This is a genomic window from Rhodococcus aetherivorans (genome assembly GCF_011058165.1).
GTDB classification, from domain to species: domain Bacteria; phylum Actinomycetota; class Actinomycetes; order Mycobacteriales; family Mycobacteriaceae; genus Rhodococcus; species Rhodococcus aetherivorans.
Genome location: NZ_JAALEG010000038.1, coordinates 1 through 14,658 on the forward strand (window position 1 = coordinate 1; position 14,658 = coordinate 14,658).

Consider the following 14,658-nt stretch of genomic DNA (forward strand, 5'->3'; position numbering starts at 1 on the left):
CCGACCTCGACGGCGACGGCCGGCCCGAACTGATCGTGCTCGCCGTCGACAATCCGCCGGGGGAGGCGGGGGCGTGCTCGTCGTCGCCCCGCACGTGTCCTGGACCGACGTGCTGGTGCTCACCGCGGTTGCCCCGGCAGGGTTCGTCGCGCGCAGCGACCTGCTCGAGTGGGGACTGCTCGGCGCGCTGGCCCGCCGCATGCGGGTCATACCCATCGAGCGCGAGCGTCTGCGCGACCTGCCCGTCGTGGTGTCGCGGATCCGCGACCGCCTCCTGGCGGGGGAGCGGATCGCGGCGTTCCCGGAGGGCACGACGTGGTGCGGCAGGGCGTACGGCGGGTTCCGTCCGGCACTGTTCCAGGCGGCGATCGACGCGCAGCGCCCGGTGCAGCCGGTCGGGCTCCGGTACGCCGACGCCGCCGGGACGATCGCCACCGGCCCGGCGTTCGTCGGCGACGAGACGATGGGAGCGTCGCTGCGACGGCTCCTGCGGCACCGGGGCGTGGTGGCGGAGGTGGTGCTCGCCCCGCTCGAGCGGCCCGGCTCCGATCGCCGCGACCTCGCCGCGCGGTGTGAACGGTCCGCGCGCCGGCGGCACGACGACGGCGCCGAGTTCGCCAGGCTCGGCCGGGCCGCCGCCGCGCACGACACCCGTGGTCGCGAGGAGCTCCGGGCCGGACGGTGAGCGCGACGGGCGCGAGCCCCGACCCGCTATCCTGGTTCGGTCATGACCTCGAACGCCGCCGGAGCCTCCGGCACCTCGACGACCGTCTACCTCGATCACGCCGCGACCACCCCGATGCTGCCCGCGGCCGTGTCGGCGATGACGGAGATCTTCGCGACGGTCGGCAACGCGTCGTCCCTCCACGGGTCGGGCCGCGCGGCGCGGCGCCGCATCGAGGAGGCCCGGGAGTCCATCGCCGCGGACCTCGGTGCGCGTCCCTCCGAGGTCGTCTTCACCTCGGGCGGCACCGAGGGCGACAACCTCGCGGTCAAGGGCATCTACTGGGCGCGCCGCGACGCCGATCCGCGCCGTCGCCGGGTGATCGCGAGCGCCGTCGAGCACCACGCCGTGCTCGATGCCGTCGAGTGGCTCGTCGCGCACGAGGGCGCCGAGGTGACCTGGCTGGCCGTCGACGCCGACGGACGCGTCGAGCCGGATGCGCTGCGGATGGCCCTCGCCGAGCACGCCGACGAGACGGCCCTGGTGTCGGTGATGTGGGCCAACAACGAGGTGGGCACCGTGATGCCCGTCGCCGAGCTCACCGCGGTCGCCGCCGAGTACGGGGTGCCCGTGCACAGCGACGCCGTGCAGGCGGTCGGCCATCTGCCCGTCGACTTCGCCGCGAGCGGGCTGGCCGCCATGACGATCGCCGCGCACAAGTTCGGCGGTCCCCAGGGTGTCGGTGCCCTGCTGCTGGGCCGGCAGGTGCCGTGCGTGCCCCTCACCCACGGCGGCGGACACGAGCGCGACGTACGGTCGGGAACCCACGACACCGCCGGGATCGCCGGCATGGCCGCGGCGCTGCGCGAGGCGACGGCCGAACTCGGCGAACGCACCGTCGCGCTCACGACGCTGCGCGACGAACTGATCGCCGGTGTGACGGCCGTGGTCCCGGACGCGGTCCTCAACGGCCCGCGCGGCGCGGACCGCCTGCCCGGCATTGCACACTTCACCTTCCCCGGCTGCGAGGGCGATTCGCTGCTCATGCTGCTGGACGCGGCCGGGATCGAGTGCTCGACCGGTTCGGCCTGCACCGCCGGGGTGGCGCGGCCGAGCCATGTGCTCGTCGCGATGGGGGCGGACCCCCGCACGGCCCGCGGGTCGTTGCGATTCTCGTTGGGCCACACGTCGACTCGCGCCGACGTGGAGGCCGTTGTGGCGGCGCTGCCGCAGGTGGTGGGACGGGCGCGGGCCGCCGGACTGGCCGGCGCCGGTAGTCGAGAGAGGTGACGTCGATGAGGGTGCTCGCGGCAATGAGCGGTGGCGTGGACTCGGCGGTGGCCGCGGCCCGCGCGGTCGACGCCGGCCACGACGTGGTCGGCGTGCACCTGGCGCTGTCCACGGCGCCGGGCACGCTGCGGACCGGGTCGCGGGGCTGCTGCTCCAAGGAGGACGCCGGGGATGCGCGCCGCGCCGCCGACGTGCTCGGAATCCCTTTCTATGTCTGGGATTTCGCCGACCGGTTCAAGGAGGACGTCATCGACGACTTCGTCGAGTCCTATGCCGCCGGCCAGACCCCCAATCCGTGCCTGCGCTGCAACGAGAAGATCAAGTTCGCGGCCCTCGCCGACCGGGCCGTCGCCCTCGGCTTCGACGCGGTCGCCACCGGCCACTACGCCCGGCTCGACGACGGTGTCCTGCGTCGCGCGGTCGACGCCGGCAAGGACCAGTCGTACGTGCTCGGTGTGCTGACGGCCGACCAGCTCGCGCGTGCGATGTTCCCGGTCGGGGACACCCCGAAGGAGCGGATCCGCGCCGAAGCGGCCGAGCGGGGTCTCGCGGTCGCGGACAAGCCCGACAGTCACGACATCTGCTTCATCCCCTCCGGTGACACCCGCGCCTTCCTCGGTGCCCGCATCGGGGTGCGTCCCGGCCGCGTCGTCGACGCCCGGTCCGGCGCCGTGCTCGCCGAACACGAAGGGGTGCACGGCTTCACGGTCGGACAGCGCAAGGGCCTGGGCATCGCCGGCCCCGGCGCGGACGGCCGCCCCCGCTACGTCACCGCGATCGAGCCGGACACCGGCACGGTGAAGGTGGGCTCCGCGGAAGACCTGAAGGTGTGGGCGATCAGTGCCGAGCGCGCGGTGTGGACGAGCGGGGCCGCGCCGGCCGGACCGGTCGAATGCGTCGTGCAGGTCCGCGCGCACGGCGGTGTCGCGGCGGCCGTCGCCGAGCCCGCCGGCACCGGTCTCGCGGTGACCCTGCGCGAACCGCTCACCGGCGTCGCCACCGGACAGGCCGTGGTGCTGTACCGGCCGGACGCGGGCGGCGACGTCGTCCTCGGCAGCGGCACCATCGTCGGTACCGGCACGGCGGCCACGTCCCGGTGACCGCGAACATCCCGAACCCCTGGTCCGGCGTCGCGACCGGCATCGGGTCGTGGCCCGGCACCGACGCCCGGGAATCGGCCGCGACCGTGCTCGGCGAGCTCGAGGCGTTGCCGCACCTGGTCGAGCTGCCGGCCCGCGGGCTCGGGGCCGATCTCATCGGCCGCACCGGCGCGTTGCTGGTCGACCTGCACCTCGACACGTCCACCACCGGGTACCGGCTCGGCGGTCGCCGCGGCGCGGTCGCCGCCCGCGCCGGGGATCTGCTGCGCCGAGATCTCGATGCACTCGAAGAGGCATGGGAGACAGCGGGTCTCGGTCCCGGTCGATTCCTGAAGGTGCAGTCCGCCGGCCCGTTCACCCTCGCCGCGCACGCCGAGCTGGCCGGGGGCCGGCGGGTGCTCACCGATCGCGGCGCCGTGCGCGACGTCGCCGAGTCCCTCGGCGAGGGCCTGGCGCGGCACGCCGCGGAACTGACCCGCCGCCTCGGCGCCCACGTGGTGGTCCAGCTCGACGAGCCTGCGCTGCCCGCCGTCCTCGCCGGGACCCTGACCGGACGCACGAAGCTCGAATCGGTGCCGGCGCTCCCCGAGCCGGAGGCGCAGCACCTGCTCGAGGCCGCGATCGCGGCGATCGGCCGCCCCGTCGCGGTGCACTGCTGCGCCACCGACGTGCCCACCGGGTTGCTGCGCCGCAGCGGCGTCGACGCCGTCGCCCTCGACGTCGCGCAGCTCACCGCCGCCGACCTCGACGGTATCGGTGAGCTGATCGACGCCGGAACCACCCTCCTGCTCGGGCTGGTGCCGTCCACCGCACCCGACACGGCCGTCCCCACCTGGCGTGACGTCGCGGCCCCCGCGATCACGCTGATCGACCGGCTGGGCTTCCCCCGCGCCACGCTGCGCTCGGTGGGGGTCACCCCGCGCTGCGGCCTGGCCGGCGCCGATCCCACGTGGGCGCGCCGGGCGCTGCGCCTCGCCCGCGACGTCGCCGCCGCGTTCGCGGACGACCCGGAATCGCTCGGCTCCGCAGCGGCCGGGAACGTCGTATCGCTCGACTAGTCTTTCCGGCGTGAGTGAATCGACGGACGCGCCCACCCAAGCTCCGCCCGACGTGCGCGAGCGCTGGCAGCAGCTCGCGGAGGAGGTGCGCGAGCACCAGTTCCGCTACTACGTGCGCGACGCGCCGATCATCTCCGACGGCGCCTTCGACCAGTTGCTCGGCGCGCTGAAGCAGCTCGAGGACGACTACCCGGACCTGCGCGTCCCGGACTCCCCGACGCAGCTCGTCGGTGGGGGCTTCGCCACCGACTTCACCGCCGTCGACCACCTCGAGCGGATGCTCAGCCTCGACAACGTCTTCACCGAGGACGAACTGCGCGCCTGGGTTTCCCGCGTCGAGGCCGAGACGGGTCCGGACCTGCACTACCTGTGCGAGGTGAAGATCGACGGCGTCGCGCTGAGTCTGGTGTACGAGGACGGCCGCTTGCGCCGTGCCGCCACCCGCGGCGACGGCCGCACCGGCGAGGAGGTCACGCTCAATGCCCTCACGATCGACGACATCCCCGAAAGGCTCACCGCCACCGAGGAATTTCCCGTCCCCCGGGTTCTCGAGGTGCGGGGCGAGGTGTACTTCCGGCTCGAGGACTTCCACGCGCTCAACGCCGCCCTCGTCGCCGAGGGCAAGGCCCCGTTCGCCAATCCGCGCAACACCGCGGCCGGATCGCTGCGGCAGAAGAACCCCGCGGTGACCGCGCGGCGCCGCCTCGGGATGATCTGCCACGGGCTCGGCCGCGTCGAAGGATTCGAGCCGGTGTCGCTGTCGCAGTCCTACGCCGCCCTCGCCGCCTGGGGGTTGCCCGTCTCCGGGCACACCGCCCGCGTCGTCGGCGTCGAGGAGGTCGTCGCCCGGATGCGGTACTGGGGCGAGCACCGCCACGACGTCGAACACGAGATCGACGGGCTCGTCGTCAAGGTCGACGAGGTGTCCCTGCAGCGCCGGCTCGGCACCACCTCGCGCGCACCCCGGTGGGCGATCGCCTACAAGTACCCGCCGGAGGAGGTGACCACCACGTTGCTCGACATCCGCGTCAGCGTCGGCCGCACGGGCCGGGTCACCCCGTTCGCCTACATGGAACCGGTCACGGTGGCCGGGTCGACGGTCTCCCTCGCCACCCTGCACAACGCGGCGGAGGTGGCCCGCAAGGGCGTGCTCATCGGCGACACGGTGGTGCTGCGCAAGGCCGGTGACGTCATCCCCGAGGTGCTCGGCCCGGTGGTGGACCTGCGCGACGGCACCGAACGCGAGTTCGTCATGCCCACCGAATGCCCCGAGTGCGGGACACCGCTCGCCCCCGCCAAGGAGGGTGACGTGGACCTGCGCTGTCCCAACCAGCGGCACTGCCCCGCACAGTTGCGTGAGCGGGTCTTCCACGTCGCGGGCCGCGGCGCATTCGACATCGAGGCGCTCGGCTACGAGGCCGCCACCGCGCTGCTCGAGGCCGGGGTGATCGCCGACGAGGGTGACCTGTTCGACCTGACCGCCGAGGACCTGCTGCGGACGTCGCTCTTCCGCACCAAGGCGGGGGCGCTGTCCGCCAACGGCAAGCGCCTGCTGGCGAATCTCCAAGCAGCCAAGGACAAGCCGCTGTGGCGGGTGCTGGTGGCACTGTCGATCCGGCACGTCGGCCCCACCGCCGCACGGGCGCTGGCCACCGAATTCGGCAGCCTCGACCGGATCCGCGAGGCGTCCGTGGACGAGCTCGCCGCCGTCGAGGGGGTGGGACCGACCATCGCTGCGGCCCTGGGTGAATGGTTCGCCGTCGACTGGCACGTCGCGATCGTCGAGAAGTGGCGCGCGGCGGGGGTGCGCATGCTCGACGAGCGCGACGAATCCATCGAACGCACCCTCGAGGGCCTGTCGATCGTGGTCACCGGATCGCTCGAGGGTTTCTCGCGGGATCAGGCCAAGGAGGCGATCCTGCTCCGCGGCGGCAAGGCGGCCGGTTCGGTGTCGAAGAAGACCGCGTTCGTCGTCGTCGGCGATGCCCCGGGAACGAAGGCCGACAAGGCGGCCGAGCTGGGCATCCCCGTCCTCGACGAGGACGGGTTCCGCCGGCTGCTCGAACTCGGCCCGGACGGCGTCTCGGGTGGCCAGGACGCGATCGAGGAGGAGTTCGGCGAGCTCGAGAGCTGACCGGCGGCCGGAGCCGGTGTGACGGAGATCGCCCGGAAACCGTTTGGGCGGAAGGGGCGGTCACTGGGATAGTCCTCCAGTGATCGAGATCAGACGCGTGAGCCCGGACGAGTACGACGCCGTCGGCGCCCTCACCGTCGACGTGTACGTCGGCGGCGGATTCGTCGAGCCCGACGACCCGTACGCCGAGCGTCTGCGCGACACCGCCGCCCGCGACAAGCACGCCGAGGTGGTGGTCGCGCTCGCCGACGGCGAGATCGTCGGGTCCGTGACGCTGGCGGAGCCGGCGTCGCGCTTCGCCCACATCGCCGAGAAGGGCGAGCTCGAGTTCCGGATGCTGGCCGTCGCGCCGTCGGCGCGGGGCCGGGGTGTCGGGTCTGCGCTGGTGCGGCACGTCCTCGACACCGCCTACGACCGCGGCGATCGCGCCGTGGTGCTCTCCACGCAGCCGGACATGGTCGACGCGCGCCGCATCTACGACCGCAACGGATTCGTCCCCGTCCCCGAGCGGGACTGGGCGCCGGTGCCCGGCGTCGAGCTGAGCACCCTGGTCCGGGAGCTGGTCTGAGCCGTTCCGCTCAGCCGAGGACGGTTCCGATGATGCCGGCCAGGTAGCCGAGCCGGGCCACCTCGGACGGGCGGAACTCCGGGCCGCCGGGCCGGCCGAGCATCAGCACCCGGCCCTGGGTCCCCAGGGGCGCCGCCGCCAGGGTCGTGTTCATCGCTCGCCACAGGTCGGGCACCCACTCGCCCTCGTGGTCGAGCAGCATCGGCTTCTCGAGCGGCATCCACGGCACCTCCGCCGGCCGGGTCTCGGGGGCGCCGGAACTGCCGACCACCCGGTACACCCCGTACGGGCCGGTGTCGACGACGGTCGCCCAGCCGACGCGCAGCACCCGGGGCGCCCCGTCGACGAGCACCTGCAGCCGATCGTGGCGCGCGGTGGCGACCTGATCGATCAGCTCGAGTTCGCGGTGGGTGTCGAGGATTCCCGCATAGGGACGGATCGAGTCCACCGTCACGCCCTCGAGGCGTTCGGCGGCCGTGATGAGCGTGTCCGGCAGCGACCCGGCGTCGACGTCGACGACGAGATCGTCGATCGCGAAGCCGGCGCCGCGTTCGACGACGTCCAGCGAGAGGATGTCCGCACCGACCGAACCGAGCGCGACGGCGAGTGAACCGAGGCTGCCCGGCCGGTCGGGAAGCTGGACGCGTAACAGGTACGACACGTGCGTCCTTTCCCCGATTCCGAAGTCACGGCCGAGGCGCTCGGCCGGCGACGGACACCATCTTTTCACCCCCGCAGCACCGCCGGATGCCGGTCCGGCGGTGCTGCGCCGAGACGGGACAGGAAACCGCCGGTCACGCGGTCGTTGTCACACGAACGACACAGGTGTTTCTCCGAACTGCAACACGGCGGGCGGTCGGCGCGGGTCCGGGGAACCGGCGAAACCGTCCCGGTCGGCACGCACTACCCTGGACGGGACGTTCGTTTCTTCATCGGAAAGGGGTCACCGAAGGTGCCTGCCATCTCCCGTGACGAGGTCGCGCACCTCGCCCGGTTGTCCCGGCTCGCGCTGACCGACGCCGAACTCGACGAGTTCGCCGGCCAGCTGGATACGATCCTCAGCCACGTCAAGGCCGTGTCGGAGGTGGCTGCGGACGATGTGGCGCCGATGGCCAACCCGAACGCGGTGACCAACGTGACCCGCCCCGACGAGGTGCGCCCGGGCCTGACGCCGGAGCAGGCGCTCGCCGCCGCGCCGCTCGTCGAGGACGGCCGCTTCTCCGTCCCGCAGATCCTGGGGGAGGGCGAATGAGCGCCGACCTGACCCGGCTGGGCGCGGCCGACCTCGCCGACCGCATCCACTCCGGCGACGTCTCGTCGGTCGAGGTCACCCAGGCTCACCTCGACCGCATCGCCGAGGTCGACGGCGACTACCACGCCTTCCTGCACGTCGCGGGGGAGCAGGCGCTGGCCGCCGCCGCGGAGGTCGACCGCGCGGTCGCCGCGGGCGAGAGCCCGGCGTCGCCGCTGGCCGGCGTGCCGATCGCCCTCAAGGACGTGTTCACCACGACCGACATGCCCACCACGTGCGCCTCGAAGATCCTCGAGGGCTGGATGTCGCCGTACGACGCGACCCTGACGTCGAAGCTGCGGCGGGCCGGCATCCCCATCCTGGGCAAGACCAACATGGACGAGTTCGCGATGGGATCGTCCACCGAGAACTCCGCCTTCGGTCCCACCCGCAACCCGTGGGACACCACCCGGATCCCCGGTGGTTCCGGCGGCGGCTCCGCGGCCGCGCTGGCGTCCTACCAGGCGCCCCTGGCCATCGGCACCGATACCGGCGGCTCGATCCGCCAGCCCGCCGCCGTCACCGCCACGGTCGGCACCAAGCCCACCTACGGCACGGTCTCCCGGTTCGGCCTCGTCGCGTGCGCGTCGTCGCTCGACCAGGGCGGCCCGTGCGGCCGCACCGTGCTCGACACGGCGCTGCTGCACGAGGTGATCGCCGGCCACGACCCGCGCGACTCCACGTCGGTGGACGCGCCCGTCCGGCCGGTCGTCCGGGCGGCCCGGGAGGGCGCGCAGGGCGACCTGAAGGGCCTGCGCGTCGGCGTCGTCAAGGAGTTGCACTCGGACAGCTACCAGCCGGGCGTGCTGGCGTCCTTCGACGCGGCCGTGGCCACGCTCACCGAACTCGGCGCCGAGGTCGTCGAGGTCTCCTGCCCGCACTTCGAGTACGCGCTCGCCTCGTACTACCTGATCCTGCCGTCCGAGGTCTCCTCCAACCTCGCCCGCTTCGACGCCATGCGCTACGGCCTGCGCGTCGACGACGGCACGATGAGCGCCGAGCAGGTCATGGCCGCCACCCGGGCCGCCGGGTTCGGTAAGGAGGTCAAGCGCCGCATCATGATCGGCACCTACGCGCTGTCCTCCGGCTACTACGAGGCCTACTACGGGCAGGCGCTCAAGGTCCGCACCCTCATCGCGCGGGACTTCGAGAAGGCGTACGAGCAGGTCGACGTCCTCGTCTCGCCGACCAGCCCGTTCACCCCGTGGAAGATCGGCGAGAAGGTCGACGATCCGCTGGCGATGTACCTGTCGGACCTGTGCACGCTGCCGACCAACCTCGCCGGGCACTGCGCGATGTCCGTGCCGTCCGGGCTGTCCGCCGACGACGGGCTGCCCGTCGGCCTGCAGATCATGGCCCCGGCGCTCGCCGACGAGCGCCTCTACCGCGTCGGCGCCGCGTTCGAGGCCGCACGCGGCCCGATCGTCGCCTGAGTCCGGCCGAGGCCCGGTGCGCCGTCCCGGTCAGGGGCGGTCGCACCGGGCCTGGTCCGGGCCGTAGCGGTGCCCGTGACCGGGGGCCGCGTCCAGCGCCACCGGCAGGTCCAGCGTCGCCTGCACGAAACTGACCACCGGCAGCCACCGCGGCACGGGCGCGTCGCGTCGCGCTCGGGACAGGTCGGGCGGGGACCACAGCAGCGACGGCTGCCACCACACCACCGGATCCGACGTGTTCGCGGTGACGATCGCTCCGGCCGTGCGCACCGCGCCGGCCGGCGGACCCGCCCAGATCGCCGCGCAGGGACCCGCCGCGGCCGATGCGTGGTCGGCGAGCGCAGCGCTGCCCCCGATCGACCCGAGGCTCTGCCCGTACACGTGCAGCTGCGGGCGCCGGACCAGGTCCAGGGTGTCGAGGTGGGCGCGCACGGCCGTCAGGAGGGCGCGGGCCGACGCCGCGGCCGCGTTCCGGTCGAACAGGAACGTCACCCAGCTCGGCGCGGCCGAGTACTGCTGCGCCACGAGCGCGACGTCGCCGCCGAACACCGTGTCGAACCCCCGCACCGCGCCGGGGTCGATCCAGCCCGAGCCGGTGGGCACCGCCACCACGACGTGGGCGCGGGCGAACCCACCGGCGCGGTCGAGTTCGCGCACGGCCAGCGCGGCGCGCGAGCGGGCGTCCGCAGCGGATCCGAGCCCCACGTACGTGCGGATCGCGCCGGGATGCGCGTCGAGGGTCACGAAACGGCGGCCCTCGTCGCCCAGGGACTCCCAGGACACCAGGGACGACGGACTGCCGGCCACCGCGGCGGCGACGGGCCTCGCGACCGGGTCTGCCTGCCCGAGCCCCACGGGCACAATCGCGACGCCGACGCCCATGGCCACCGTGACAGCCGTGGCCGCGACCGCGCGGGTGCCGGCCCGCCGGCGCCACGCCCCCGGAACCCGGCCGATCGCCCGTACTGCCGCGAATATCAAGGGGGCACAACTACATACAACGATCCAGTGCGCCGGACCGGCGGGTGGTCGCCCCATCGACGCCCGCAACGCGTCCTGCCACTGCGCCGCGGCGAGCACCGCCCACCCGAGCGCGCCGGCCGCGACGACCAGCGCCGCCGGCCGCGCGGCCCCGGGCCGCGCGGATCCCCCGTGCCGCCGGCGGCGCACCCCGGCGGCCACGGCCGCGGCTGCGGCGGCGCATCCGGAGGCAGCGGCCTGTGCCAGGGCCGCACGGGGCAGCAGCGACGGCGCGAGCGAGACCCACACCGCGATCGTCACCGCCACGGTCGTCGCCACCCGCGGGCAGCGCCGCGCGAGCGAATCGACCCCCGCGTCCGCGGCCGCGGACGCCGCGAGCGCCCTCATCGCACCGCCCACCGCGCCGCCGCGGCCAACGTCCACACCACGGCCGCGTACGGCAGCGGTGACTCGGGAACCGGTGCCGCGTCGCGTTGCCGCCACGAATTGAACCGCACGGCAATCGACGCCACATCCGCGGTGAGGACGCACCAGCCGTCGCCGGGAGCCGCCGTGCGGCACGCCTCGTGCAGGTGCCGGCTCAGCCGGGCGTCCAGGCCGCGCCGCGCCTGCGGACCCGGTTCGTGTCCCACCGACCGGGCGTATCGCAGCAGGTCGTAGCCGAGATCGTGTTCACGGCAGGGTGTTTCGAAGAACTTCGGCAGGGGAACGGGGGAGGAGCAGCCCCCGAGGGGATCCACCAGGATCCCGTCCTCGGTGACCGGGCGGTAGTGCATCGCCGGCTCGAAGCCGGCCGGGAAGACCTCGAGCGCCGCCGCGGTGTCGCCGTCGGACAGCGCCGCCACCGCCGCCGCCGTGGCGCCCCCGTGCGGCCTCGGCTGCCCCTCCGGACCAGCCTGCGCCCCAACGGTTCCCAGGAACAGCGCCGCGGCCGTACCCACCATCACTGTCGTCGCTCGTCTGCGCATGGCACGGACGTTAGGAACGACGGGGACCGGCGCGGATCCCACACCGGAGCGGTCCGGCCGCGGCCGTCTGCCCCCACGGAGCCAGGCGCATCTCACCCCCTGGTATGACGACAGTGCGGGCGTCCCGTGCCTACCGTGGTGCCGTGCGCTGGACGAGAGAACGCGGCCGAGGCCGCTGGTGGACGATCGCGATCGTGGCGGCGACGCTGATCCTGTACGCGGTCGCGTGGCCCACGTTGCACCTCACCCACGAGGTGCCCGCACCGCTGATGCCCGTCGTCGCGGCGCTCGCGGCCGGGCCGTTCGTGGCGATCCGGACCGATCCCGCCCTCGGGTGGGCGGTCTCGGCCGGGGCCGCGCTGGCGATCCCGCGCGCCTTCGACCTCGTCCCCGGCTACGACTACCCCTGGCAGGTGGTGCACATCCTCGTGCTGTGCGCGCTGCTCGTCGCGGTGAGCATGCGCGCGTCCCTGCAGATCGCCGGGCTCGTGTGGGCGGCCACCGTGGTGCTGTTCTTCACCCACGTGCCGGGGCAGAACGGCTGGGGCTGGGCGCTCGGCCTGACCGCGATGGCGGTGTTCGGCCTGCTCGTGCGGTGGCTCGTGCTCTCCCGGCGGCAGCTGGCCCGGCAGGAGGAGGTCAGCGAACTCGAGCGGGCCCGCCGCGCGATCCTCGAGGAGAAGGCCCGCATCGCCCGCGACCTGCACGACATCGTCGCGCACCACATGTCCCTCGTCGTGGTGCAGGCGCAGAGCGCCCCGTACCGCCTGCCCGAGGTCCCCGAACCGGTGCGCGCGGAGTTCGAATCCATCGGGGCGACCGCCCGCGAGGCGCTCAACGAGGTGCGCGGCATGCTCGGCGTGCTCCGGAGCGACAACCTCGCCGACGGCAGCGACGGCGACGGCGAACGGGCGCAGGCTCCCCAGCCCGGCCTCGACCGGCTCGGCGACCTGTTCGAGGGCGCGCGGCGCGCCGGGATGGTCCTGTCCACCGCGACGGACGGTGACCCGGCGGGTGTCTCCGACGCCACCGCGCTCACGGTGTACCGCATCCTGCAGGAGTCGCTCGCCAACGCCGCCCGCCACGCCTCCGGGGCACCGGTCCAGGTCGGCGTGGCGTACGGACCGGACGAGGTGAGCGTGACCGTGCGCAACGGCCCCGGGCGCGCGGAGCCCGGACCCGGGGACCGCGGCGGCGGGAACGGCATCCGCGGCATGGTCGACCGGGCGCTGGCGGTCGGAGGGCGGCTCGTGGCCCATCCCGTCCCGGGCGGTGGATTCGAGGTGCGAGCGCAGCTGCCGCGCGTCCCGGCGGCCTAGGCTGAGGCCGTGACGGACCCGAGCGCAGCCGCGACCCCCATCACCGTGTTGATCGCCGACGACCAGGCCATGGTGCGGCAGGGCTTCGGCGCCCTGCTCGCCGCCCAACCCGACATCAGCGTGATCGGCGACGCCCCGGACGGTCGGCGGGCCGTCGCGGAGGCGGCCCGCCTGCGTCCCGACGTGGTCCTGATGGACGTGCGGATGCCCGAGATGAACGGACTCGACGCGGCCCGGCACATCCTCGCCGGGCGCACCGATCCGCCGACACGTGTGCTGATGCTCACCACCTTCGACATCGACGACTACGTCTACGAGGCACTGGGCCTGGGCGCCAGCGGATTCCTGCTCAAGGACGCGCCCGCCGACGAACTGATCCGGGCGGTCCGCGTCGTCGCCGACGGCCAGGCGCTGCTCGCGCCGACCGTCACGCGCCGCCTCATCGCGGACGTCACCCGCCGGCGGTCGCCGCGCCGCGGCCGCGATCGGGCGCTCGACGTCCTCACCCCGCGCGAACGCGAGGTGCTCGAGCTGATCGCCCGCGGGCTGTCGAACCAGGAGATCGCCGCGCACCTGTTCGTCGCGGAGCAGACGGTCAAGACGCACGTGGGGAAGGTGCTCGGGAAGCTGAACCTGCGGGACCGGGCGCAGGCGGTGGTACTGGCGTACGAGTCCGGACTGGTCGTGCCGGGGTGAGCGGCACCCGCGATCGGGATGCCGCGGGCGCCGCGCCGGGGCAGTATTGCCGGGAGGACCACCGACAACCTGCACGACCGGCACGGAGGTACGGATGACGCGCATCGGCATTCTCACCAGCGGCGGGGACTGCCCCGGCCTGAACGCGGTGATCCGCGGAGCGGTCCTCAAGGGCAGGACCGTCTACGGTCAGGAGTTCGTCGGATTCCTCGACGGCTGGCGTGGTTTGGTGGAAGGCGACGCAATCCCCTTGGATCGCAGCAAGGTTCGGGGATTGTCGCATCAGGGCGGCACTATTCTCGGCACCAGCCGGTTCGGCCCCTATCAAGGACCGAACGGCGGCGCGGAGAACATCGCCCGCACGCTCGAGCGCATGGGCGTCGACGCCGTGATCGCCATCGGCGGCGAGGGCACGGCCGCCGCGTCCAAGCGGCTGTTCGAGGAGGGCATCCGGATCGTCGGAGTGCCGAAGACCATCGACAACGACCTCGGCCAGACGGACTACACCTTCGGCTTCGACACCGCCGTCGAGATCGCGACCGAGGCGATCGACCGGCTGCGCACCACCGGCAACTCGCACAAGCGCTGCATGGTCCTCGAGGTGATGGGCCGGGAGGCGGGGTGGATCGCGCTGCACTCCGGCACCGCCGGGGGTGCCCACGCCATCCTCATCCCCGAACAGCCCGAGAGCATCGAGCAGATCTGCGAATGGGTCACCAGCGTCCGCGACCGTGGCCGGGCCCCCATGGTGGTGGTCGCGGAGGGATTCACCCTGCCGGAGATGACCGAGGCGTACTCCGACAAGGGGCGCGACGAGTTCGACCGGCCGCGGCTCGGCGGCATCGCCGACGTCCTCGCCCCGATGATCGAGGAGCGCACCGGCATCCAGACCCGCGCCACGATCCTGGGCTACATCCAGCGCGGCGGCGTGCCCACGGCCTTCGACCGGGTGCTCGCCACCCGCCTGGGCATGGCGGTCACCGATCTCGTCGCCGACGAGGAGTGGGGGCACATGGTGGCGCTGCACGGAACCGACATCGCCCGGGTCGGTTTCGACGAGGCGCTCGCCAACCACAAGCGGGTGCCGAAGGACCGCTACGAGGAGATGCGGATCATCTTCGGGTGAGGTCGCGCCGCGCGTGAGGGCCGGTTCGCC

At 73.5% G+C, this 14,658-nt stretch carries 14 protein-coding genes; 11 read left to right on the forward strand and 3 right to left on the reverse strand.

The window, feature by feature from the left end; genetic code table 11:
• The 6 genes from G6039_RS16060 to G6039_RS16085 form a co-directional block, all read left to right on the forward strand.
• Positions 1 to 685, forward strand: a 685-nt coding sequence (locus G6039_RS16060; RefSeq protein WP_241258809.1) for a lysophospholipid acyltransferase family protein, incomplete at its 5' end; no start/stop codon positions are given.
• Between the two features lie 42 nt (positions 686 to 727).
• On the forward strand, positions 728 to 1,954 hold the full coding sequence (locus G6039_RS16065) for a cysteine desulfurase family protein (protein WP_029544451.1): 1,227 nt from the start codon (positions 728 to 730) through the stop codon (positions 1,952 to 1,954).
• A 5-nt stretch (positions 1,955 to 1,959) separates the two neighbouring features.
• Complete coding sequence (gene mnmA, locus G6039_RS16070) at positions 1,960 to 3,054, forward strand: tRNA 2-thiouridine(34) synthase MnmA (protein ID WP_029544449.1); 1,095 nt, start codon at positions 1,960 to 1,962, stop codon at positions 3,052 to 3,054.
• A complete protein-coding gene (locus G6039_RS16075; RefSeq protein WP_029544447.1) occupies positions 3,051 to 4,112 on the forward strand; it encodes a methionine synthase in 1,062 nt (353 codons plus the stop codon). The genes mnmA and G6039_RS16075 overlap by 4 nt, the downstream gene beginning before the upstream one ends.
• A 10-nt stretch (positions 4,113 to 4,122) precedes the next feature.
• Positions 4,123 to 6,246, forward strand: a complete 2,124-nt coding sequence (ligA, locus tag G6039_RS16080) for an NAD-dependent DNA ligase LigA (protein ID WP_029544445.1) — start codon at positions 4,123 to 4,125, stop codon at positions 6,244 to 6,246.
• Positions 6,247 to 6,325: 79 nt separating this feature from the next.
• The gene (locus G6039_RS16085; RefSeq protein WP_029544443.1) at positions 6,326 to 6,814 is read left to right on the forward strand and encodes a GNAT family N-acetyltransferase; all 489 of its coding nucleotides are present in this window, start codon (positions 6,326 to 6,328) and stop codon (positions 6,812 to 6,814) included.
• A gap of 10 nt (positions 6,815 to 6,824) precedes the next feature.
• Here G6039_RS16085 and G6039_RS16090 read toward each other — a convergent pair whose 3' ends face one another.
• Positions 6,825 to 7,475: an ACT domain-containing protein gene (locus tag G6039_RS16090; RefSeq protein WP_006942337.1), complete on the reverse strand. Its 651-nt coding sequence runs from the start codon at positions 7,473 to 7,475 to the stop codon at positions 6,825 to 6,827.
• Positions 7,476 to 7,766: 291 nt separating this feature from the next.
• Here G6039_RS16090 and gatC point away from each other — a divergent pair, with 291 nt between their 5' ends.
• Both gatC and gatA read left to right on the forward strand, forming a co-directional pair.
• Positions 7,767 to 8,066 carry an Asp-tRNA(Asn)/Glu-tRNA(Gln) amidotransferase subunit GatC gene (gene gatC / locus G6039_RS30655; protein WP_029544440.1) on the forward strand — a complete coding sequence of 100 codons (300 nt, stop codon included), beginning with the start codon at positions 7,767 to 7,769 and terminating at the stop codon, positions 8,064 to 8,066.
• Positions 8,063 to 9,538, forward strand: coding sequence for an Asp-tRNA(Asn)/Glu-tRNA(Gln) amidotransferase subunit GatA (gene gatA, locus G6039_RS16100; RefSeq protein WP_006942339.1), 1,476 nt, complete (start codon positions 8,063 to 8,065; stop codon positions 9,536 to 9,538). Before gatC ends, gatA begins: the two co-directional genes overlap by 4 nt.
• Before the next feature lie 30 nt (positions 9,539 to 9,568).
• On the opposite strand, the gene G6039_RS16105 is transcribed toward gatA, so the two are convergent.
• Positions 9,569 to 10,906 (reverse strand): alpha/beta-hydrolase family protein, encoded by a 1,338-nt coding sequence (locus G6039_RS16105; RefSeq protein ID WP_152103953.1) that lies wholly within the window; start codon positions 10,904 to 10,906, stop codon positions 9,569 to 9,571.
• Entirely contained in the window at positions 10,903 to 11,487 is a 585-nt protein-coding gene (locus G6039_RS16110; RefSeq protein WP_231385913.1) for a hypothetical protein, read from the reverse strand. Before G6039_RS16110 ends, G6039_RS16105 begins: the two co-directional genes overlap by 4 nt.
• A 104-nt stretch (positions 11,488 to 11,591) precedes the next feature.
• Between G6039_RS16110 and G6039_RS16115 the strand changes: the two genes are divergently transcribed.
• From G6039_RS16115 to G6039_RS16125, 3 genes are all read left to right on the forward strand, one after another.
• The gene (locus tag G6039_RS16115; RefSeq protein ID WP_206531099.1) at positions 11,592 to 12,806 is read left to right on the forward strand and encodes a sensor histidine kinase; all 1,215 of its coding nucleotides are present in this window, start codon (positions 11,592 to 11,594) and stop codon (positions 12,804 to 12,806) included.
• Positions 12,807 to 12,815: 9 nt separating this feature from the next.
• A complete protein-coding gene (locus tag G6039_RS16120; RefSeq protein ID WP_006942343.1) occupies positions 12,816 to 13,502 on the forward strand; it encodes a response regulator in 687 nt (228 codons plus the stop codon).
• Between the two features lie 94 nt (positions 13,503 to 13,596).
• Positions 13,597 to 14,628, forward strand: a complete 1,032-nt coding sequence (locus G6039_RS16125) for a 6-phosphofructokinase (protein ID WP_006942344.1) — start codon at positions 13,597 to 13,599, stop codon at positions 14,626 to 14,628.
• Positions 14,629 to 14,658: the final 30 nt, after the last annotated feature.

Excerpts from the sequence above, each read along its gene's own strand:
- G6039_RS16125 (WP_006942344.1), top strand. The coding sequence starts at position 13,597 with ATGACGCGCATCGGCATTCTCACCAGCGGCGGGGACTGCCCCGGCCTG.
- G6039_RS16065 (WP_029544451.1), top strand. The coding sequence starts at position 728 with ATGACCTCGAACGCCGCCGGAGCCTCCGGCACCTCGACGACCGTCTAC.
- G6039_RS16105 (WP_152103953.1), bottom strand. The coding sequence starts at position 10,906 with ATGAGGGCGCTCGCGGCGTCCGCGGCCGCGGACGCGGGGGTCGATTCG.
- gatA (WP_006942339.1), top strand. The coding sequence starts at position 8,063 with ATGAGCGCCGACCTGACCCGGCTGGGCGCGGCCGACCTCGCCGACCGC.
- G6039_RS16115 (WP_206531099.1), top strand. The coding sequence starts at position 11,592 with ATGACGACAGTGCGGGCGTCCCGTGCCTACCGTGGTGCCGTGCGCTGG.
- G6039_RS16110 (WP_231385913.1), bottom strand. The coding sequence starts at position 11,487 with ATGCGCAGACGAGCGACGACAGTGATGGTGGGTACGGCCGCGGCGCTG.
- mnmA (WP_029544449.1), top strand. The coding sequence starts at position 1,960 with ATGAGGGTGCTCGCGGCAATGAGCGGTGGCGTGGACTCGGCGGTGGCC.